20 protein-coding genes are annotated in these 18,952 nt (G+C 71.1%); 10 read left to right on the forward strand and 10 right to left on the reverse strand.

The window, feature by feature from the left end:
• Positions 1-32 precede the first annotated feature (32 nt).
• Complete coding sequence (locus QMK30_RS26950; protein WP_502963238.1) at positions 33-596, reverse strand: TetR/AcrR family transcriptional regulator; 564 nt, start codon at positions 594-596, stop codon at positions 33-35.
• Positions 597-864: 268 nt separating this feature from the next.
• Complete coding sequence (locus tag QMK30_RS26955; protein ID WP_283520929.1) at positions 865-2,616, reverse strand: acetyl/propionyl/methylcrotonyl-CoA carboxylase subunit alpha; 1,752 nt, start codon at positions 2,614-2,616, stop codon at positions 865-867.
• A 350-nt stretch (positions 2,617-2,966) separates the two neighbouring features.
• Between QMK30_RS26955 and QMK30_RS26960 the strand changes: the two genes are divergently transcribed.
• Positions 2,967-3,440, forward strand: a complete 474-nt coding sequence (locus tag QMK30_RS26960) for a hypothetical protein (RefSeq protein WP_283520930.1) — start codon at positions 2,967-2,969, stop codon at positions 3,438-3,440.
• Between the two features lie 27 nt (positions 3,441-3,467).
• On the opposite strand, the gene QMK30_RS26965 is transcribed toward QMK30_RS26960, so the two are convergent.
• Positions 3,468-4,082, reverse strand: a complete 615-nt coding sequence (locus QMK30_RS26965) for a Maf family protein (RefSeq protein WP_283520931.1) — start codon at positions 4,080-4,082, stop codon at positions 3,468-3,470.
• Positions 4,083-4,123: 41 nt separating this feature from the next.
• Here QMK30_RS26965 and QMK30_RS26970 point away from each other — a divergent pair, with 41 nt between their 5' ends.
• Positions 4,124-4,561, forward strand: a complete 438-nt coding sequence (locus tag QMK30_RS26970; protein WP_283520932.1) for a hypothetical protein — start codon at positions 4,124-4,126, stop codon at positions 4,559-4,561.
• Here the strand turns inward: QMK30_RS26970 and QMK30_RS26975 are convergent.
• The 3 genes from QMK30_RS26975 to QMK30_RS26985 form a co-directional block, all read right to left on the reverse strand.
• The gene (locus QMK30_RS26975; RefSeq protein WP_283520933.1) at positions 4,536-4,781 is read right to left on the reverse strand and encodes a CopG family transcriptional regulator; all 246 of its coding nucleotides are present in this window, start codon (positions 4,779-4,781) and stop codon (positions 4,536-4,538) included. The genes QMK30_RS26970 and QMK30_RS26975 overlap by 26 nt on opposite strands.
• A gap of 39 nt (positions 4,782-4,820) precedes the next feature.
• Positions 4,821-4,949 carry a morphogenic membrane protein MmpB gene (gene mmpB / locus QMK30_RS26980; RefSeq protein ID WP_283520934.1) on the reverse strand — a complete coding sequence of 43 codons (129 nt, stop codon included), beginning with the start codon at positions 4,947-4,949 and terminating at the stop codon, positions 4,821-4,823.
• 71 nt (positions 4,950-5,020) lie between these two features.
• The gene (locus tag QMK30_RS26985; RefSeq protein ID WP_283520935.1) at positions 5,021-5,710 is read right to left on the reverse strand and encodes a TetR/AcrR family transcriptional regulator; all 690 of its coding nucleotides are present in this window, start codon (positions 5,708-5,710) and stop codon (positions 5,021-5,023) included.
• Positions 5,711-5,788: 78 nt separating this feature from the next.
• On the opposite strand from QMK30_RS26985, the gene QMK30_RS26990 reads away from it, so the two are divergent.
• Positions 5,789-7,063 carry an SGNH/GDSL hydrolase family protein gene (locus QMK30_RS26990; protein ID WP_283520936.1) on the forward strand — a complete coding sequence of 425 codons (1,275 nt, stop codon included), beginning with the start codon at positions 5,789-5,791 and terminating at the stop codon, positions 7,061-7,063.
• Positions 7,064-7,174: 111 nt separating this feature from the next.
• Here QMK30_RS26990 and QMK30_RS26995 read toward each other — a convergent pair whose 3' ends face one another.
• Positions 7,175-7,381 carry an acyl-CoA carboxylase epsilon subunit gene (locus QMK30_RS26995; RefSeq protein ID WP_283520937.1) on the reverse strand — a complete coding sequence of 69 codons (207 nt, stop codon included), beginning with the start codon at positions 7,379-7,381 and terminating at the stop codon, positions 7,175-7,177.
• A gap of 25 nt (positions 7,382-7,406) precedes the next feature.
• Entirely contained in the window at positions 7,407-9,011 is a 1,605-nt protein-coding gene (locus QMK30_RS27000) for an acyl-CoA carboxylase subunit beta (protein ID WP_283520938.1), read from the reverse strand.
• Between the two features lie 105 nt (positions 9,012-9,116).
• Here QMK30_RS27000 and QMK30_RS27005 point away from each other — a divergent pair, with 105 nt between their 5' ends.
• From QMK30_RS27005 to hutH, 5 genes are all read left to right on the forward strand, one after another.
• Entirely contained in the window at positions 9,117-9,998 is an 882-nt protein-coding gene (locus tag QMK30_RS27005; protein ID WP_283520939.1) for a biotin--[acetyl-CoA-carboxylase] ligase, read from the forward strand.
• Between the two features lie 620 nt (positions 9,999-10,618).
• Positions 10,619-11,731 (forward strand): adenylate/guanylate cyclase domain-containing protein, encoded by a 1,113-nt coding sequence (locus QMK30_RS27010; RefSeq protein ID WP_283520989.1) that lies wholly within the window; start codon positions 10,619-10,621, stop codon positions 11,729-11,731.
• Between the two features lie 275 nt (positions 11,732-12,006).
• Positions 12,007-12,849 carry an enoyl-CoA hydratase/isomerase family protein gene (locus QMK30_RS27015; protein WP_283520940.1) on the forward strand — a complete coding sequence of 281 codons (843 nt, stop codon included), beginning with the start codon at positions 12,007-12,009 and terminating at the stop codon, positions 12,847-12,849.
• A gap of 61 nt (positions 12,850-12,910) precedes the next feature.
• Positions 12,911-14,050, forward strand: a complete 1,140-nt coding sequence (locus tag QMK30_RS27020; protein WP_502963235.1) for a GGDEF domain-containing protein — start codon at positions 12,911-12,913, stop codon at positions 14,048-14,050.
• Positions 14,051-14,185: 135 nt separating this feature from the next.
• Complete coding sequence (gene hutH, locus QMK30_RS27025; protein WP_283520942.1) at positions 14,186-15,730, forward strand: histidine ammonia-lyase; 1,545 nt, start codon at positions 14,186-14,188, stop codon at positions 15,728-15,730.
• Positions 15,731-15,755: 25 nt separating this feature from the next.
• Here hutH and QMK30_RS27030 read toward each other — a convergent pair whose 3' ends face one another.
• Entirely contained in the window at positions 15,756-16,067 is a 312-nt protein-coding gene (locus tag QMK30_RS27030) for a hypothetical protein (RefSeq protein WP_283520943.1), read from the reverse strand.
• Positions 16,068-16,196: 129 nt separating this feature from the next.
• Here QMK30_RS27030 and QMK30_RS27035 point away from each other — a divergent pair, with 129 nt between their 5' ends.
• Together QMK30_RS27035 and QMK30_RS27040 are read left to right on the forward strand one after the other, a co-directional pair.
• The gene (locus QMK30_RS27035; protein ID WP_283520944.1) at positions 16,197-16,523 is read left to right on the forward strand and encodes a hypothetical protein; all 327 of its coding nucleotides are present in this window, start codon (positions 16,197-16,199) and stop codon (positions 16,521-16,523) included.
• A gap of 262 nt (positions 16,524-16,785) precedes the next feature.
• On the forward strand, positions 16,786-18,189 hold the full coding sequence (locus QMK30_RS27040) for a L,D-transpeptidase (RefSeq protein WP_283520945.1): 1,404 nt from the start codon (positions 16,786-16,788) through the stop codon (positions 18,187-18,189).
• On the opposite strand, the gene QMK30_RS27045 is transcribed toward QMK30_RS27040, so the two are convergent.
• Positions 18,092-18,949, reverse strand: coding sequence for a helix-turn-helix domain-containing protein (locus QMK30_RS27045; protein ID WP_283520946.1), 858 nt, complete (start codon positions 18,947-18,949; stop codon positions 18,092-18,094). The genes QMK30_RS27040 and QMK30_RS27045 overlap by 98 nt on opposite strands.
• Between the last annotated feature and the right edge of the window lie 3 nt (positions 18,950-18,952).

Genomic DNA, 18,952 nt, shown 5'->3' on the forward strand with positions numbered 1-18,952 from the left:
CAACGTGTCACAGGCTGTCGACGCACCATCGGCTAGGGCCTCTTGGGCTCTTCCGGCCGCAGGCCCTTCAGGGTCAGCGTCAGCAGGCGGTCGGCCAACTCCGGATCGTCCGGAGCCTGTTCGGCGGCCAGCGCGATGGCGTTGGTCAGCTGCATCAGGTCCCCGATGGAGACATCGGGCCTGACAACGCCGCTTTCCTGAGCCCGTACGAGCAACCGCTCGCCGGCCTCTCTCATCGGCGTGCTGCACCGCGCCAGCGCCGAACTGTCGTCGCGCGAGGCCGACATGAGTTCGCGGGCGAGGCCACGATACTCACCCGCATGAGTGATGATGTCGCGCAGCCAGGTCACCAGCGCCGTGCAGGGGGCCTCGCTGTCGGCGAGCGCGTACGAGTGCGCGAGCAGTTCGTCCACCGCGCCCTGGAAGACCGCGCTCATCAGCGCGTGCCGGTTGGGGAAGTGCCGGTAGAGCGTGCCGATGCCCACCCCGGCGCGGCGCGCGATGTCCTCCAGGGAGGCGTCGGTGCCGTGTTCCGCGAAGGCGCGGCGGGCCTCGTCGAGCAGCCGCTCGTAGTTGCGGCGCGCGTCGGCGCGCATGGGCCGCCGTGCGGACGTCGCCGACGCGGTCGCCGACGTCTGTGCGCTGCTGGTCGCCATCGCGTCGTCCTCTCCCGGATCCCGTGTGCCGTGCCGCGTGCCAACAGGATGCCGGCGGCGGCGTGCGTACATCGACGAAGGCCCCGCCCGTCGCCTTCAGGTGTCGGCGGGGGTGGGGCCTTCGTACAGCTACACGCGTACAGCCACATGCGTGGAGCTATGTGCGGAGTGCTGTGCGCATAGAGCCATGTGCGACTGCTTCGTACGGTCAGTCCTTGATCTCGCAGATCATCGCACCCGAGGTGACGGACGCGCCGACCTCAGCCGACAGGCCCTTGACGGTGCCCGAGCGGTGCGCGTTCAGGGGCTGCTCCATCTTCATTGCCTCCAGGACGACGACGAGGTCGCCCTCCTTGACCTCCTGGCCCTCCTCGACCGCGACCTTGACGATCGTGCCCTGCATCGGGGACGCGAGGGTGTCGCCGGAAGCGGCCGAAGCGGACTTCTTGGCGGCGCGGCGCTTTGGCTTGGCGCCGCCTGCCGCGGCGGTGCGGGCCAGCGTCATGCCCAGCGAGGACGGCAGCGAGACCTCAAGGCGCTTGCCGCCGACCTCGACGACGACCGTCTCGCGGCCCGGCTCGTCCTCGGTGTCCACATCGGTGGGGACGAAGGCCGGTACGTCGTTGACGAACTCGGTCTCGATCCAACGGGTGTGCACCGTGAACGGGTCGGCGGTGAAGGCCGGGTCGACGACCACCTTGCGGTGGAACGGGATGGCCGTGGCCATGCCCTCGACGGTGAACTCGCCCAGCGCGCGGGCGGCGCGTTGGAGCGCCTGCTCACGAGTGGCGCCGGTGACGATCAGCTTGGCGAGCAGCGAGTCCCAGGCGGGGCCGATGACCGAGCCCGACTCGACGCCCGCGTCCAGCCGCACGCCGGGGCCCGACGGGGGAGCGAAGGTGGTGACGGTCCCGGGGGCGGGCAGGAAGCCGCGGCCAGGGTCCTCGCCGTTGATACGGAACTCGAAGGAGTGACCGCGCACCGCGGGGTCGCCGTAGCCGAGCTCTTCGCCGTCGGCGATACGGAACATCTCGCGGACCAGGTCGATGCCGGTGACCTCTTCGGTGACCGGGTGCTCCACCTGGAGGCGGGTGTTGACTTCCAGGAAGGAGATCGTGCCGTCGACCCCGACGAGGAACTCGACGGTGCCCGCGCCGACGTAGCCGGCTTCCTTGAGGATGGCCTTCGACGCGGCGTACAGCTCGGCGTTCTGGGCCTCGCTCAGGAACGGCGCCGGGGCCTCTTCGACCAGCTTCTGGTGCCTGCGCTGGAGCGAGCAGTCACGCGTCGACACGACGACGACATTGCCGTGGGTGTCGGCCAGGCACTGGGTCTCGACGTGCCGCGGCTTGTCGAGGTAGCGCTCGACGAAGCACTCGCCGCGGCCGAAGGCGGCAACGGCCTCGCGCACCGCGGAGTCGTACAGCTCCGGGATCTCTTCGAGCGTACGGGCGACCTTCAGGCCACGACCGCCGCCGCCGAAGGCCGCCTTGATGGCGACCGGCAGACCGTTCTCCTCGGCGAACACCACGACTTCGTCCGAGCCGGAGACCGGGTCCGGCGTGCCGGCGACCAGCGGCGCGCCGGCGCGCTGCGCGATGTGCCGGGCCGCGACCTTGTCACCCAGGTCGCGGATGGCCTGCGGCGGCGGGCCGATCCAGGTCAGGCCCGCGTCCAGCACGGCCTGCGCGAACTCGGCGTTCTCGGACAGGAATCCGTAGCCGGGGTGAATGGCGTCGGCACCCGAGTCCTTGGCCGCCTGGAGCACCTTGGCCATGTCCAGGTAGCTGGCGGCCGGGGTGTCACCGCCCAGGGCGAATGCCTCGTCGGCCGCGCGGACATGCAGAGCATCCCGGTCCGGGGCGGCGTAGACGGCTACGCTCGCGATCCCGGCGTCTCGGCATGCTCGGGCAACGCGGACAGCGATTTCGCCACGGTTGGCGATGAGCACCTTGCGCACGATGGCTCCCTCCTTGAAACAAGCTGAGTTTAGGGACTGCCGACACGACGTTACGACCCGTCCCCAATGGTGAGCTTGCCCACACAGAGCGTGTTCGAGGTCCGCGCGAGTCCAGAATTCCCTTGTCGCATCACGGTACGACGGGTTTCTCCACCGAACAGTAGCCTTCCTGTGTGGGCAAGGTCTCTGTTACAGGGGTTACCGCCACCCCCGCTTTCTTTGTCGGGTCTCCACGAACGCCCGAAAGATTCTTTGCTGCGCGTCGTGACTTCGCGCGACCCCTTGTCCAGGGGTTTACCCGTGAGTAGCCTTCACGCTGTCGTGCGTACTTGAGGTAACAGCGGAAGAGGGTGGGCACCGTGGTGCGCAGACCGATAGCTGCCGCGGCTGCGGCTGTGCTGTTCGTCGAAGCGGTCGGGATCGTTTTCGTCAACTGGATCCTCGGCCAGGTCGTTGACGGCCAGTCGATGTCGCTGGCCGGCCTGGACCCCGGCGTCATGGCCACCTCCACCTGGATCATGGGCGGCCTCTCCGGCCTCTATCTGGTGGTCTGCGGAGTGGTGCTGGTGCGCAGCGCGCTGTCTGACAGGCCGCCGGGACGCGTCGGCCGCATTCTGCTGATCGTCTGCGCCGTGGTGCATGTGGTGCTCGGGGCGCTGGCGGTCGGCCTGGTGGGCTGGCCCGCGTTCGTGCTGATGATGGTTGAGTTCGGGCTGATCGTGCTGGCGCTCATCGCGTTCGGCCCGCGGGTCGAACGCGACCGGGCCGATCCGGTGGACGCGCCGAAGTCGGGCCCGGAGAACGGGGCGCCCGCGCCGGCCTGACGCGCCGTATCCGCGCTCCGGCGGGTGTCAGACCCACAGGTCGGTGATCGAGATCCCCAGCTCGCCGAGGAGCCGCCGCAGCAGCGGCAGCGACAGGCCGATGACATTGCCGTGGTCGCCCTCGATGGAGTCGATGAACGGCGCCGAACGGCCGTCGAGCGTGAAGGCTCCGGCGACGTACAACGGCTCACCGGTCGCGACGTACGCGGCGATCTCCGCGTCGGTCGGTTCGCCGAAGCGGACCGTGGTGGACGCGGTGGCGGCGGCCCTGCGGCCGGCCGCGGTGTCGATCACGCAGTGGCCGGTCCGGAGGATGCCGACGCGACCGCGCATGGACTTCCAGCGGGCGGTGGCGTCCTCGGCGTCGGCGGGCTTGCCCAGCGCCTCGCCGTCGAGTTCGAGCACGGAGTCGCAGCCGATGACGAGCGCGCCGGAGACCTCGGGCCGCCCCGCGACGGACGCGGCTTTCGCCTCGGCGAGTACGAGCGCCAGCTCACCCGGCGTCGGGGCGCTGACCGCGTCCTCGTCGACGCCGCTGACGACCACATCGGGAGCGAGCCCGGCCTGCCGGAGCAGCCCGAGGCGGGCGGGGGAGGCGGAGGCGAGGACGAGGCGGCGGCGGGGATCAGTCATGCGAGTCATCGTACGAGGCGCCGGGCAGGACTCAGGCGTCGAGCGGCAGGATGCGGAAGGCCCTGAAGCCCTTGGTCAGCGGGGGTGAGGGCCCTGAAGTCGCGCTGGCCGAGGGTGAAGATCCGGTCGGTTCGGTACCGGTCGGCCAGGACCACGCCGACGGCATCCGCGAGGTCGAGCCGAAGCGCTTCGTGCTTCTGCCGCACTTCGTGCGTTGCCGCGAGGTCAGCAGGGTTCAGGGCGGCGAGTCTGTGCTGACCGTCCACAAGGCGCTCGTTGACGGCTTCCATGACGCGGAGCGCCTCCGGAAACCCGAGGTGGCGTGGGCGAGATGGTCGAGCTCCGTGACGACGGGTGGGGAGATCGCCAGTGTCTCCTGCGCCATGACGCGGACGGCACTCTCGTGTTCGGACTGGGCGGCATCGAAGGCCGCGAAGACGGCCGAGGTGTCGGCAACGATGATCAACGCCGAGCCGCCCTCTCCTTGATGTGCTCGTGGCTGGCGTCGTCCATCCGCTCAGGCGTGAGGGGACGGCCGCTGTTGAACACGGGCAGGGGGCGGTCGTTTCGAGGGCGGGGAGACCTGTCCAGGAGCTCGGCGATGCCCCGGCGGATGAGCTCGGCAGCCTTGCTGACTCCGCTGGCTGCCGACTCGGCGTCCGGCCGGGGCCCAAGCTCCCCGGGAAGGTGCACAGTGGTCTTTACCATGCCCTATAGGGCATGGCCCGGTATGACAGCGTGGCTGTTTCAGTGGATGCCCAGCACGAACATGGCCACCAGCATCGCGAGCGCGAGCAGCAGGCCCATGCGGCGAAGCATCGCCTCTGTCTCACGCAGCTCTTTCGGCGGTTCGTTCTCCGGGTCGGACCACAGCATGCAATCGATCCTGCGACCGTGACGCCTCCGGCGCCTGAGTATCCGTACTCAAACGCCGCCCCTCCTACGCACTAGTCCCCCTGAGGGCCTATGGGCACGAACACCCCCGCCCGCGCCGCCGCGAGCGCCGCGCCCGCCGCCCGGTCCGCGTCCGCCTCGGCCACCGCCTCGCGGCTGACCGCGAAGCGGTAGTACAGCGGCGCCGAGACCGCCCGGATCACCTCGCCCGCATCCGTCCCGGCCGGCACCTCGCCGCGCCCGACGGCCCGCTCCACGCAGGGCGCCCACTCGCGGATACGGGTCGCGTAGAAGCCGTTCAGCGCGGTCGCGCACTGCGCGTCGCACGCGGCGGCGGCGATGACCGCCTGGAAGACGGCGCCCATCCGGGGGTCGGTGAGGGTCTGCCGTACGAGACGGGCGTTGGCCAGCAGGTCACCCTCCAGTGAGCCGGTGTCGGCGGCGGGCAGGGACTGCTCGGCCATGTCGCTCAGCAGGTCGGCGACCAGGCCGACCGACGAGCCCCAGCGCCGGTAGACGGTCGTCTTGCCGACCCCCGCGCCCGCCGCGACACGGTCCATGTTCAGGGCGTGGAAGCCCTGTTCGACCAGGGCGTCCTGGGTGGCGTCGAGGACGGCGGCGCGGACCTTGGCGGTCCGGCCGCCCGGCCGCACGCTGCCCGGCGTGGCCTCCGAACCGCTCGGTGTCGCGTCTGAACCGGGTGGTGCGGCCTCCGCACCGCCCAAACGGGAATTCTGTTCCATTAATTGCTCCGACTCTGCTACGGTCCTCACATCTTAACGGAACCTGTCGCCCATTAGGGTGATCGAAGGAGCATTGCCGTGCACATTCACCGCGTACGCCGCACCGCCACCCCCGTCATCGCCGCCGCCCTCACCCTCGGTCTGCTCGGTGCGGCGCCCGCGCCGTCCGCACAGCCCGCGTCCGAGCAGCCCGCCCCCACGCGGTCCGCCCGCTGGACCGCAGCGTGGGGCGCCTCGCCGCAGAGCCCCAGCACCGGCTTCACCCCGAACTGGTCGCAGGAGGGCTTCTCCGGCCAGACCGTCCGCCAGGTCGTCCGGGTCACCGCCGCCGGTCAGCGGGCCCGTATCCGCCTCTCCAACGCCTACGGGACCTCACCGCTGCGCATCACCGGCGCCACCCTCGCCCGTACGGACAAGGGGGCCGCCGTCGAGCCGGGCAGCATCCGCCACCTCACCTTCGCCGGGAAGCGGTCCGTGGCGATACCGGCGCACGGCGAACTGCGCAGCGACGCCGCTCAACTGGGTTTGAAGCGGCTGGAGTCGGTGACCGTCACCCTTTACCTCGCCGGGACCACCGGACCCGCCACCTACCACTCGCAGGCCTGGACCGACAGCTATCGCGCCGACGGGGACCAGCGGGGTGCCACCTCCGCCGCAGCCTTCACCGACACCACCCAGTCCTGGTACTACCTGTCGGGCGTGGAGGTCGGCGGCGACAGCGGCCGTCCCCGCACGGACGGCATCGTCCTCTTCGGGGACTCCATCACCGACAGCTTCGGCTCGACCCCGAACACCGACCGCCGCTACTCCGACGCCCTCGCCGAGCGCACCGGGCGCCCCGTGATCAACCAGGGCATCGGCGGCAACCTGGTCCTCAACGACTCGGCCTGGTACGGCGAGCGGGCCACCGCCCGCTTCGGCCGCGACGCCCTCGACCAGCCCGGTGTCTCCACCGTCGTCCTGCTCGAAGGGCTCAACGACATCGGCTTCAGCGAGGCGAAGGACCAGCCCACCTACAAGCCCTCGCCGGTCGTGCAGGCCGCCGAGCTGATCGCCGGCTATCGGGAGCTGATCCGCGCGGCGCACGCCAAGGGCCTGCGGATCGTCGGCTCCACGCTGCTGCCGCTCAAGGGCTCCGACCACTGGGGCGAGCACGCACGACAGGCCAGCAACGAGGTCAACGACTGGATCCGCACCTCGGGGGAGTTCGACGCGGTCGCCGATTTCGACCGGGTCCTCGCCGACCCGGCCGATGCCGAGCGCCTCAACCCGGCGTACGACTTCAAGGACGGCCTGCACCCGAACGACGCGGGCTACCGGCTGATGGCGAAGACTGTCGCCGCCGTCCTCTGAGACGCGCGGAGGGCAGGCGCGCGGAGGGGGACGCGCCGAGGGGGACGCGCGGAGGGGTCGGACCCGGCACTCGGGTCCGACCCCTCCGTCTACGACATACCGCGCTACGCGTTACGCGGGCCAGTACGTCCGGCTCCACGTCTGCGGGCCCGGCCGCGGCATCGAGTGCCGTGCCACCCGCGCCGGGTCCGCCCACGCGGCTGCCGGCTCGTGGGCGCCGGACGGCGAGTCCTCCGCCGCCGCGGCGCGTGCTTGGACCACCGCGAGGGCCGCGGCCAGCTCCTCCGGTGTCGGGTTGCCCCGTACGACCTTGATCATCCGAACGGCCCTTCCTGGAGAGGGACTAGAGGGGGATGTTGCCGTGCTTCTTCGGCGGCAGCGACTCGCGCTTCGTACGCAGCTGACGCAGCCCGCGCACGATGTGGCGGCGCGTTTCCGACGGCATGATCACCGCGTCGACGTAACCGCGCTCGGCCGCGACGTACGGGTTGAGCAGGGTGTCCTCGTAGTCGGCGATCAGCTCGGCGCGGGTCGCCTCGGGGGCGTCGGATGCGGCGATCGTCCTGCGGTGCAGGATGTTCACCGCGCCCTGCGCGCCCATGACCGCGATCTGCGCGGTCGGCCACGCCAGATTGAGGTCGGCGCCCAGGTGCTTGGAGCCCATCACGTCGTACGCGCCGCCGAAGGCCTTGCGTGTGATGACGGTGATCAGCGGGACCGTGGCCTCCGCGTACGCGTAGATCAGCTTGGCGCCGCGCCGGATGATGCCGCCGTACTCCTGGTCCACGCCCGGCAGGAAGCCCGGCACGTCCACGAAGGTGAGGACCGGCACATTGAAGGCGTCGCAGGTGCGGACGAAGCGCGCGGCCTTCTCGGAGGCGTTGATGTCCAGACAACCGGCGTACTGCATCGGCTGGTTGGCGACGATGCCCACCGGGCGGCCCTCGACCCGGCCGAAGCCGGTGAGGATGTTCGGCGCGAACAGTGCCTGGGTCTCCAGGAACTCGGCGTCGTCCAGCACATGCTCGATGGCCGTGTGCATGTCGTACGGCTGGTTGGCGCTGTCCGGGATGAGCACGTCGAGCTCACGGTCCTCGTCGGACGTCTCCAGGTCCGCCACCTCGGGGAAGGCGGGGGCCTCGGTGAGGTTGTTCGAAGGCAGGTAGGACAGGAGGGACTTGACGTACTCGATGGCGTCCTTCTCGTCGCCCGCCATGTGGTGCGCGACACCCGATGTGGTGTTGTGCGTACGCGCTCCGCCCAGCTCCTCGAAGCCCACGTCCTCACCCGTGACCGTCTTGATGACGTCGGGCCCGGTGATGAACATGTGCGAGGTCTGGTCGACCATCACCGTGAAGTCCGTGATGGCGGGCGAGTAGACCGCGCCGCCCGCGCACGGGCCGACGATCAGGCTGATCTGCGGTACGACGCCCGACGCGTGGACGTTGCGGCGGAAGATCTCGGCGAACAGGCCGAGCGCGACGACACCCTCCTGGATGCGTGCGCCACCGCCGTCGTTGATGCCGATGACCGGACAGCCGGTCTTCAGCGCGAAGTCCATGACCTTGACGATCTTCTCGCCGTAGACCTCGCCGAGCGAGCCGCCGAAAATGGTGAAGTCCTGCGAATACACGCAGACCGGGCGGCCGTCGACCATGCCGTATCCGGTGACGACTCCGTCGCCGTACGGGCGGTTCTTCTCGATGCCGAAGTTGGTCGAACGGTGCCGCGCGAACTCGTCGAGCTCCACGAACGATCCCTCGTCCATGAGCAGCTCGATCCGCTCGCGCGCCGTCAACTTGCCCTTGGCGTGCTGCTTTTCGACCGCGCGCTCGGAGCCCGCGTGCGTCGCCTCATCGATACGGCGCTGCAGATCCGCGATTTTTCCCGCGGTCGTATGACTGCTCTGTGCATCGATATCGGCGTTGGCGATCTCGGCCTCTGACATCGGGATGGGGCTCCCTGCCTGGTCAACGGACGGCTACTGACACGTAGCGTAGCGGCGCGGATGCCACTCGGCAGTGCGTCGTATGCCACACCTACGCTGGGTTGCATGACGCCTCCGGATGCTCCAGACGCACGCTGGTCCGACCTCGGCCGACCGCCGCTGAACCCCCCCGCGCTGCGGCGCGCGCTGCTGCGGCCCGGCGGACTGTGGACGTCGCTGGACGTCGTGTCCGCCACCGGATCGACCAACAGCGACCTGGCCGCGCGCGCGGCCGACCTGCCCGAGGGGGCGGTGCTCGTCGCCGAGGAACAGACACAGGGCCGGGGCCGCCTCGACCGCCGCTGGTCGGCGCCCGCGCGCTCCGGTCTGTTCTTCTCCGTACTCCTGAAGCCCACCGAGGTGCCCGCCGAGCGCTGGGGCTGGCTGCCCCTGCTCACCGGCGTCGCGGTGGCCACCGCGCTGTCCCGCTCGGCCGGTGTGGACACGGCCCTGAAATGGCCCAACGACCTGCTGGTGACGATCGACGGCGAGGAGCGCAAGGCGGGCGGCATCCTCGCCGAGCGCGCTGCGGACGGCGTCGTCGTAGGGATCGGCATCAATGTCTCGCTCGCGGAGAAGGAGCTGCCGGTGCCGGGCGCGGGCTCGCTGCTGCTCGCGGGCGCGGTCTCCACCGACCGCGACCCGCTGCTGCGCGCGGTGCTGCGCTCGCTGGGCCAGTGGTACACCGATTGGCGTACGGCCGGCGGCGACCCGGCGGGCAGCCGCCTGCAGGAGGCGTACGCGGCGGGCTGCTCGACACTCGGCCGTACGGTACGGGCCGAACTGCCCGGCGGCCGGTCGCTGACCGGGGAGGCGGTGGCGGTCGACGGCGACGGTCGGCTGGTGCTGGCGACGGCGGAGGGGATGCAGGAGCCGGTGGGTGCGGGCGACGTCGTACACCTGCGGCCGGGGCCGGGGACAGAGGTGACACCAGGGACTGGGGAGTGAGGTAGGGCACACCTGTCGTATCGTTGAGGCGATCCGCGACAGATCGCGCGACGACAGAACGGCAGGACACAGGCAGTGCGCAGGGAACGGGCAGGAGGCGGCAGGTGACCGTCGACGACACGGAGTCCGGCGCGGGGTCCCCTGCGGGGGACGGAGCGGCCGCGGGGACGGGTGACGGCGCGACGTCCCACGCGGGTACCGGGGCGGACGACGACACGCCCGTACAGCCGGGTGCCGGGCACGGACCCGGCGCCGACGAGACCTCCCGTCCGGACGCGGCGGCAGCTGCGGGCGCGTCCGGTGCGCAGGCTCGTACGGGTGCGCGGGCGGGCGCCGCTCCCGGTGACGCTGGGCGGTCCCGACCGGCCGGCGGCGCGAGTGCGGGGCCCGATGATGGCGCTCAGGCCCGTGCGGACGCCGGTACGGGCGACGGGGCCGCGGACGGTGCGCAGGCTCGTGCGGGTGCCGGGGCGGGCGACGGCGCGCCGGAGTCCGCCGGGGGCCGGGCCGAGGCCCGTGCCGGGTCCTGGCGTGAATCCCGGGCGCAGTCCGGCGCGGAGCCCGACGGTGCCGGGGGATGGGCCGAGGGGTCCGCCGAGGAGGACGATATCGAGGCCCGGATGGAGCCCGAGGTCTCGCTCCACCCCACCCCGCACCATGCCGTCGACCACACGGCCGAGCCGACCGACGACCCCCTCGCCATCCGCCTCGAACAGCTCATTCTCGGCGCCGAGCGCCGCTACACCCCCTTCCAGGCCGCCCGTACCGCAGGCGTCTCGATGGACCTCGCCTCCCGCTTCTGGCGGGCCATGGGGTTCGCCGACATCGGGCAGGCCAAGGCACTGACCGAGGCGGACGTGCTGGCCCTGCGCCGCCTCGCGGGGCTCGTCGAGGCGGGGCTGCTGAGCGAGCCGATGGCGGTGCAGGTCGCCCGGTCCACCGGGCAGACCACCGCCCGGCTGGCGGAATGGCAGATCGATTCCTTCCTGGAGGGTCTGACGGAGCCGCCCGAGCCCGGCATGACCCGTACCGAGGTCACGTACCCCCTGGTCGAGCTGCTCCTGCCGGAGCTCGAAGAATTCCTCGTCTACGTGTGGCGGCGCCAGCTCGCCGCCGCGACCGGCCGGGTCGTCCAGGCCGCCGACGACGACGAGATGGTCGACCGGCGGCTCGCGGTCGGCTTCGCGGACCTCGTCGGCTTCACCCGACTGACGCGCCGGCTTGAGGAAGAGGAACTGGGCGAGCTGGTCGAGGCGTTCGAGACGACCGCGGCGGACCTGGTCGCGGCGCACGGCGGCCGGCTCATCAAGACCCTCGGCGATGAGGTCCTGTACGCGGCGGACGACGCGGGTACGGCGGCGGAGATCGCGCTGCGGCTCATCGAGACGATGGCCAACGACCAGGCGATGCCCGCGCTGCGCGTCGGCATCGCCTTCGGCACGGTCACCACGCGGATGGGCGACGTCTTCGGTACGACGGTGAACCTGGCGAGTCGGCTCACGTCCATAGCGCCGAAGGACGCGCTGCTGGTGGACGAGGCGTTCGCCGAGGAGCTTTCGCGGACCGGGGACGCGCCGGTCTCCGAGGCGGAGGCGGCCGTGGAGGCGGAGAAGGCGGAGAAGGAGGGCGTGGCCCCGCCCTCGTACCGGTTCGCGCTTCAGCCGATGTGGCAGCGGCCGGTGCGGGGCCTGGGGACGGTCGAGCCGTGGTTGCTGACGAGGCGGACGCCGTAGCCGGGTGCGGGTGAGCGGGCGTGGGTGGGCCGCTGCGCGGGGCTGTCCCCTACCCGCCCCTTCCCGCTGTGTCATTTTGCGGCTGCCGCCGCGTGGTGGGGGCGAGCCCCCCCCAGGCCCCCGGGACGCCCTTCGGGCGTGTCCTCAAACGCCGGACGGGCTGAAAGTGTTCCGGATGTCGCGCGTGTTTCAGCCCGTCCGGCGTTTGAGGACCGGGGTCTGGGGCCCCCACTAGGATCGCCCCGGTAACGGTCGTTAACCGGGAGGGCACCCGCATGAGCACGAGCGAGCAGCAGCAGTCGCCGCAACACCCCCAGGAACCGCAGCGATTCGGCGACTTCGTCGCCGTACGGCGGCACAGTGACGGCGGGCACGTGGCCGAGTTGGTGCTCGACCGGCCCAAGGCGATGAACGCCGTGTCCACCGACATGGCCCGCTCCATCGCCGCCGCGTGCGACGCACTCGGCGCGGACCCCGCGGTACGGGTCACCGTGGTGACCTCCAGCAGCCCGCGCGCCTTCTGCGTCGGCGCCGACCTCAAGGAGCGCAACTCCTTCACGGACGCCGAGCTGGTACGCCAGCGTCCGGTCGCCCGGGGTGCGTACACCGGCGTGCTCGACCTGCCGATGCCCACGATCGCCGCGGTGCACGGCTTCGCCCTCGGTGGCGGTTTCGAGCTTGCGCTGGCCTGCGACCTGATCGTGGCGGATGCCACCGCGGTGGTCGGGTTGCCCGAGGTGTCGGTCGGCGTGATCCCCGGCGGCGGCGGTACGCAGCTGCTGCCGAGGCGGGTCGGTGCGGCGCGGGCGGCCGAGCTGGTGTTCACGGCGCGGCGCGTGGAGGCGGCGGAGGCTGCCTCGCTCGGCCTCGTCGACCAGCTGGTGGACGCGGGACAGGACCGCGACGAGGCGCTGGCGCTGGCTGCGCGCATCGCCGGGAACTCCCCGGTGGGGCTGCGCGCGGCGAAGCGCGCGATGCGGCTCGGGCACGGTCTCGACCTGCGGGCGGGCCTGGAGGTCGAGGACGCCGCGTGGCGGTCCGTGGCCTTCTCGGGCGACCGCGCGGAGGGCGTCGCCGCGTTCAACGAGAAGCGCAAGCCGCACTGGCCGGGCGAGTAGCCCGGGAGGCGGCGGGGAAGCGTAAAGGTCGTAATCGTACAAATCACCCTAAGGTGGGGTGATGGGTGAGGATGCGCGGCTGCGGGCCGTAGTGACGCTGGCGCAGGCCATGGCGGCGGCGCACACCCCGCGCGAGTCCTGGCGGGCGGCGGCGCTGGGCGCGCGGGACGCGCTGGGCGGCAGCTTCGCCGCCGTGTCGGTGTGGGAGCGTGAGCTGGGCCGGCTGCGGGTGCTCGTCAACGCGGGCGCGCTGGCCGAGGGGGAGGAGGATTTCCCCGAGGAGGAGACCTATCCCGTCCACCAGTTCCCGGAGATCGCGGAGTTCCTGCACGAGCAGTGGGCGGGCGGCGGCGAGCCCAACGCCTGGGTCGAGACGGCGGCCGGACCGGCCGAGGGTGACGCCGACGCCGCGGGGTACTGCCATCAGCGGGTAGCCGCGCTGCGCCGCCGCGGGCGCGGCTCGTGCGTCGTCGCGCCGATCGTGCTGCGCGGGCGTGCCTGGGGCGAGCTGTACGTCGCCAGACCCGTCGGGGCGCCGGTCTTCGGTCGGTCCGACGCGGACTTCGCGACGGTGCTGGCCTCGGTGGCCGCGGCGGGCATCGCCCAGACCGAACGGCTCGAAGAGGTCCGCAGGCTGGCCTACACCGACCCGCTGACCGGGCTGGCCAACCGCCGCGCCGTAGACATGGGCCTGGACGCGGCGGTGGAGCGGCACCGGGCTTCGGGGGCGGTCGTCAGCCTGGTCGTCTGCGATCTCAACGGCCTCAAGCGGGTCAACGACACCCACGGGCACGCCGTCGGCGACCGCCTCCTGGAGCGCTTCGGCTCGGTCCTGTCCCTGTGCGGGGCGATGCTGCCCGGCGCGCTGGCCGCGCGGCTCGGCGGCGACGAGTTCTGTCTGCTCGCGGTCGGCCCTTCGGCGGACGAGGTGGTCCGGGTCTCCGAGGAACTGTGCGTACGTGCCGGGGGAATGGAACTCGGCGAGGGCGTCGCCTGCGGCGTCGCGTCGACCGGCGATCCCATCGGGGAGGTGCGCTCGGCCCGTCGGCTGTTCCGCCTCGCGGACGCGGCGCAGTACCGCGCGAAGGCGGCGCGTGCGGCGAAGCCGGTGGTGGCGGGCCGCGACGGATCGGTGGTCCGGCTCGCGGACTCGCCCCCGTCGACCCCGCACGACCGCCGCCGCTTCCGGGGGCGGACCTGAGGGCCGAACGGTTCTGAGGGTCGCCCGTCCTGGAGGCCGCCGGTTCTGAGGGCCGCCCGTCCCGATGTTCGCAGTAAGGGGCTGTCCGCACTTCCGGTAGTGACATCGAGGAATTCAGTCCGTAGGGTTCTGAATATGGATATGCACACAGTCGTGTTGGGGACGTCCGGGACCACCACCGAGGACGTCATCGCCGTAGCCCGGGGCAACGCCCGCGTCGAGCTCTCCGCCGAAGCCGTCACCGCCCTCGCCGCATCCCGCGAGATCATCGACGCCCTGGCCGCCAAGCCCGAGCCCGTGTACGGCGTCTCGACCGGCTTCGGGGCCCTCGCCTCCCGCCACATCAGCCCTGACCTGCGCGCCCAGCTGCAGCGCAACATCGTGCGCTCGCACGCCGCAGGCATGGGCCCGCACGTCGAGCGCGAGGTCGTACGCGCACTGATGTTCCTGCGCCTCAAGACCCTGGCCACCGGCCACACCGGCGTACGGCCGCAGGTCGCGCAGAGCATCGCCGACCTGCTCAACGCGGGCATCACGCCCGTCGTGCACGAGTACGGCTCGCTCGGCTGCTCCGGCGACCTCGCGCCGCTGTCCCACTGCGCGCTGGCGCTCATGGGCGAGGGCGACGCCGAGGGCCCCGACGGCACACTGAAGCCCGCCGGTGAGCTGCTCGCCGCGCACGGCATCGTGCCCGTGGAGCTGCGCGAGAAGGAGGGCCTGGCGCTGCTCAACGGCACCGACGGCATGCTCGGCATGCTGATCATGGCCATCGCCGATCTGAAGCGGCTCTACACCTCCGCCGACATCACCGCCGCGCTGAGCCTCGAAGCGCTGCTCGGCACGGACAAGGTGCTCGCCCCCGACCTGCACGCCATCCGGCCGCACCCCGGACAGGGCGCCAGCGCCGACAACATGCTGCGGGTGCTCGCCGGGTCCGAGCTCACCGGCCATCACCAGGACGACGCGCCGCGCGTCCAGGACGCCTACTCGGTGCGCTGCGCGCCCCAGGTCGCCGGCGCGGGCCGCGACACGATCGCGCACGCCCTGACCGTCGCCGAGCGTGAGCTGGCCTCGGCCGTCGACAACCCGGTGGTGCTGCCGGACGGGCGCGTCGAGTCCAACGGCAACTTCCACGGCGCGCCCGTCGCGTACGTCCTGGACTTCCTCGCCATCGCCGCCGCCGACCTGGGCTCCATCGCGGAGCGCCGCACCGACCGGCTGCTCGACAAGAACCGTTCGCACGGCCTGCCGCCCTTCCTCGCCGACGACCCCGGCGTCGACTCCGGCCTGATGATCGCCCAGTACACGCAGGCCGCCCTGGTCAGCGAGATGAAGCGGCTGGCCGTCCCGGCGTCCGCAGACTCGATCCCGTCCTCCGCCATGCAGGAGGACCACGTCTCCATGGGCTGGTCGGCGGCGCGCAAGCTGCGCACGACCATCGACAACCTGACGCGGATCGTCGCGGTCGAGCTGTACGCCGCCACCCGCGGCATCGAGCTGCGCGAGGGACTCAAGCCCGCGCCCGCGTCGCAGGCCGTCATCATGGCGCTGCGCGCGGCGGGCGTGGCGGGGCCGGGCCCGGACCGCTTCCTGGCGCCGGACCTGGCCGCCGCGGACGCTTTCGTCCGCGCGGGCAGGCTCGTTGAGGTCGTCGAGCCGGTGACGGGACCGCTCGCTTAACCGGGGGGTTATGGGGTGCCGTGCGTCAGACCGGGCGCGCGGCCCTTCTCATGGAGAAGGCCACGAAGGCGGCGCCGGTACCGAGGAAGGCAGTGCCGCCGACCAGGTACGGGGTGGTGTCCACGCCGCCCGTGTCGGCGAGTCTGAGGCCCTCGTCGGACGCGGTCGGCTCTGTGGACGCGGCGGCCTCGGCGGAGGCCGCCGCGGCGGCGGAGTGCTGCTCTGCCTGGGCCTGGGCCTCCTTCTCCGCGGTCGCGTTGGCGGACGGGACGAACCACAGGGCGCACAGCAGTGTGCCGGCGGCGGTGGCGGTCAGCAGCGGTCGATGTGCGGACACGTAATCGATCCCCCTTGATGGTGCCGGGAATTGGCCGTGTGTGCCGATGCTAATGACAGCGACGGGTCGCGGGAAAGTCATGAGGGTCAGGTGCCCTCGTCGGCGGTCCGGCAGCCTACGCTCGGACGCATGACTGAAACCGACACATCACGCTTTGTCCGCCTCCAGGTGGAGCTCGTAGTGGAAGTGACCGACCCCGGGGCCCTCAGCGCCGCGGCCCTCGCCGCCGTCGCGGCGGACGAGGCGGGGGCGGAGGGCGATCGCATGCATGCCCAGGACAGTGTCAGGGAAGACGTGGCGGAGGCCCTTGCCCGGCTCGTGGACCCGTTGGACCTGGTCGGCGACGTCCCCGGGGTGGTGCTCGCGCAGGCCTCGTGGAGCAGCGAGCAGATCGAATACGACCCTGAATCCTTGGAGTGGGACCTTGATGAGGAGGAAGCGGAGGACCGGGCGTAGCGTCCTTGGAGCACTCGTCGTAGAACTTGTCGCATCAAAGCCGCCCGCCGCTGCAACCGGCGGCGGCGTGGCTGCGTCGATGAGATCGACGAAGGAGTCGGCGGACGGGACAAGCCGGCGTGCGTCGGCGCTCGCCGACGAGTGGTGTTCCCCACATCTTCCCCGGATGTGGAACGGACGTACCGGAACGTGTGTTGTAAAGCATTGGCAGGGAAACGCCGCCCGGCGGCCCTGCTCGGGGATTTGTGGGGAATCGGCAACGATGGAGAAGCGTGTGATGACGGACAGCAAGCGGCGCCGCAGGGGCCTGATGGCCGCGTCCGCTCTGCTCGGCGGCGTTCTGGTGCTTTCTGCCTGTAGCGACGACGGCGACAAGGGCGGCAACAGCGCCGAAGGCTCGAAGAAGTCGCAGGCCGAGGTGGACGCAGCGGCGGCCAAGGAGACCTCGGAGGCGCGAATAGCGATCACCCCGAAGAGCGGCGCCGACAACGTCGGCATCAACCGCGGCACCAAGGTCACCGTCAGCGAAGGCAAGCTGACCGAGGTCGTGATGACCGCTGCCGACGGCACGAAGATCGCGGGCGCCATCGCCGCCGACGGCAAGACCTGGAAGCCGTCAGGCCAGCTGGAGCGCTCGACGACGTACAAGATCACCGCGACGGCGGTGGACTCCGAGGGCCGCAAGGCGCACGAGAACGGCTCCTTCACCACCGTCTCGCCCGCCAACAGCTTCATCGGGAACTTCACCCCCGAGGACGGCTCCAAGGTCGGCGTCGGCATGCCCGTGTCGATCAACTTCGACAAGGCGATCACCGACAAGAAGGCCGTCCAGGACAGCATCACGGTGACGTCGAGCAGCGGCCAGGAAGTCGTCGGCCACTGGTTCAGCCCGCAGCGCCTGGACTTCCGCCCCCAGGAGTACTGGAAGGGTGGCTCCCAGGTCTCCCTGAAGCTGGCCCTCGACGGCGTCGAGGGCGCCGAGGGGCTGTACGGCGTCCAGGACAAGACGGTCAACTTCACCGTCGGCCGAAACCAGGTCAGCACCGTCGACGCCAAGACCAAGACCATGACGGTCACGCAGGACGGCAAGACGGTCAAGAGCATCCCGATCTCCGCGGGCTCGGTCGACAACCCGACGTACAACGGCGCCATGGTGATCTCCGAGAAGTTCAAGGAGACCCGGATGGACGGTGCGACGGTCGGCTTCACCGACGACGACGGCAAGGGCGAGTACGACATCAAGGACGTGCCGCACGCCATGCGGCTGTCCACGTCGGGCACGTTCATCCACGGCAACTACTGGGGCGCCGACTCGATCTTCGGCAGCGCCAACACCAGCCACGGCTGCGTGGGCCTGAACGACGCCAAGGGTGCGAACGACCCGAACCAGCCCGGCGCGTGGTTCTTCAACAACTCGATCGTCGGTGACGTGGTCGTCATCAAGAACTCCCCGGACAAGACCATCAAGCCGGACAACGGCCTCAACGGCTGGAACATGGACTGGGCGCAGTGGCAGGCCGGCTCCGCCGCCGAATGCGTTCCCGTGCTGTTGTCCCTGTGCCGGGCCCTCAGCCCTTGGGCGTACGTACCTCCGCGTCCGTTCCCCAACTCGCCAGCAGCCGCAGGGACTCCTGCGAGGGCGAGCCGGGCTCGGCGTGGAAGGTGACCAGGGACTGTTCGAGGTCGTCGGGCAGCCGGAGGGTCTCGTACGACAGGGTCAGCTCGCCCACCAGCGGGTGATGCAGCCGCTTCGTGCCGTGCCCCTTGTCCTTCACATGGTGCGCCGCCCACTGGCTCCTGAACTCTTCGCTCTTGACCGACAGTTCGCCGACGAGCGCCGAGAGCAGCGGATCGTCCGGGTGGAGGCCGGCGTCCATCCGCAGATAGCTGACCACCTCGCACGCCTTGATCTCCCAGTCGACGTACAGATCCTTCGAGTTGGGGTCGAGGAAGATCAGCCGGGCGGTGTTGCGCTCCGCGGCCGGAAGCGCGACGAAGTCGCCGAGCAGGGCGCGTGCGAGACGGTTCCCGCCGAGGATGTCCGTGCGCCGACCCACCACGTACGCCGGCACGCCCTCCATCGCGTCCATCAGCTGCTGGATCGCAGCCCGCAGACGCTGCGGACGCGCCGCGCGCCTCTTCTTGGGCGTCGGCTTCGCGAGATGCGTGAGGTGGTCGCTCTCGGCGTCGGAAAGCTGCAGGGCGCGGGCGATGGCGTCGAGGACCTCCGTGGACACATTGCGGCCGTTGCCCTGTTCCAGCCGGGTGTAGTACGCGACGGACACACCCGCCAGCTGCGCCAGCTCCTCGCGGCGCAAACCCGGCACCCGGCGGTGCCTGCCGAAGTCGGGCAGGCCCACGTCCTCGGGCTTGAGCCGCGCCCGACGGGACCGGAGAAACTCACTCAATTCGGCGCGCTGATCCATAGC

This window comes from Streptomyces sp. H27-C3, assembly GCF_030063415.1.
In the GTDB taxonomy this organism is placed as follows: Bacteria; Actinomycetota; Actinomycetes; order Streptomycetales; family Streptomycetaceae; genus Streptomyces.

Bases quoted from the DNA above. Each gene is read 5' to 3' on its own strand.
- QMK30_RS26950 (WP_502963238.1), bottom strand. From the start codon at position 596: ATGCGCGCCGACGCGCGCCGCAACTACGAGCGGCTGCTCGACGAGGCC.
- QMK30_RS26965 (WP_283520931.1), bottom strand. From the start codon at position 4,082: ATGACTCGCATGACTGATCCCCGCCGCCGCCTCGTCCTCGCCTCCGCC.
- QMK30_RS26970 (WP_283520932.1), top strand. From the start codon at position 4,124: ATGCGGAAGGCCCTGAAGCCCTTGGTCAGCGGGGGTGAGGGCCCTGAA.
- QMK30_RS26975 (WP_283520933.1), bottom strand. From the start codon at position 4,781: ATGGTAAAGACCACTGTGCACCTTCCCGGGGAGCTTGGGCCCCGGCCG.
- mmpB (WP_283520934.1), bottom strand. From the start codon at position 4,949: ATGCTGTGGTCCGACCCGGAGAACGAACCGCCGAAAGAGCTGCGTGAG.
- QMK30_RS26985 (WP_283520935.1), bottom strand. From the start codon at position 5,710: ATGGAACAGAATTCCCGTTTGGGCGGTGCGGAGGCCGCACCACCCGGT.
- QMK30_RS26995 (WP_283520937.1), bottom strand. From the start codon at position 7,381: ATGATCAAGGTCGTACGGGGCAACCCGACACCGGAGGAGCTGGCCGCG.
- QMK30_RS27000 (WP_283520938.1), bottom strand. From the start codon at position 9,011: ATGTCAGAGGCCGAGATCGCCAACGCCGATATCGATGCACAGAGCAGT.
- QMK30_RS27005 (WP_283520939.1), top strand. From the start codon at position 9,117: ATGACGCCTCCGGATGCTCCAGACGCACGCTGGTCCGACCTCGGCCGA.
- QMK30_RS27010 (WP_283520989.1), top strand. From the start codon at position 10,619: ATGGAGCCCGAGGTCTCGCTCCACCCCACCCCGCACCATGCCGTCGAC.
- QMK30_RS27015 (WP_283520940.1), top strand. From the start codon at position 12,007: ATGAGCACGAGCGAGCAGCAGCAGTCGCCGCAACACCCCCAGGAACCG.
- QMK30_RS27020 (WP_502963235.1), top strand. From the start codon at position 12,911: ATGGGTGAGGATGCGCGGCTGCGGGCCGTAGTGACGCTGGCGCAGGCC.
- hutH (WP_283520942.1), top strand. From the start codon at position 14,186: ATGGATATGCACACAGTCGTGTTGGGGACGTCCGGGACCACCACCGAG.
- QMK30_RS27035 (WP_283520944.1), top strand. From the start codon at position 16,197: ATGACTGAAACCGACACATCACGCTTTGTCCGCCTCCAGGTGGAGCTC.
- QMK30_RS27040 (WP_283520945.1), top strand. From the start codon at position 16,786: ATGGAGAAGCGTGTGATGACGGACAGCAAGCGGCGCCGCAGGGGCCTG.
- QMK30_RS27045 (WP_283520946.1), bottom strand. From the start codon at position 18,949: ATGGATCAGCGCGCCGAATTGAGTGAGTTTCTCCGGTCCCGTCGGGCG.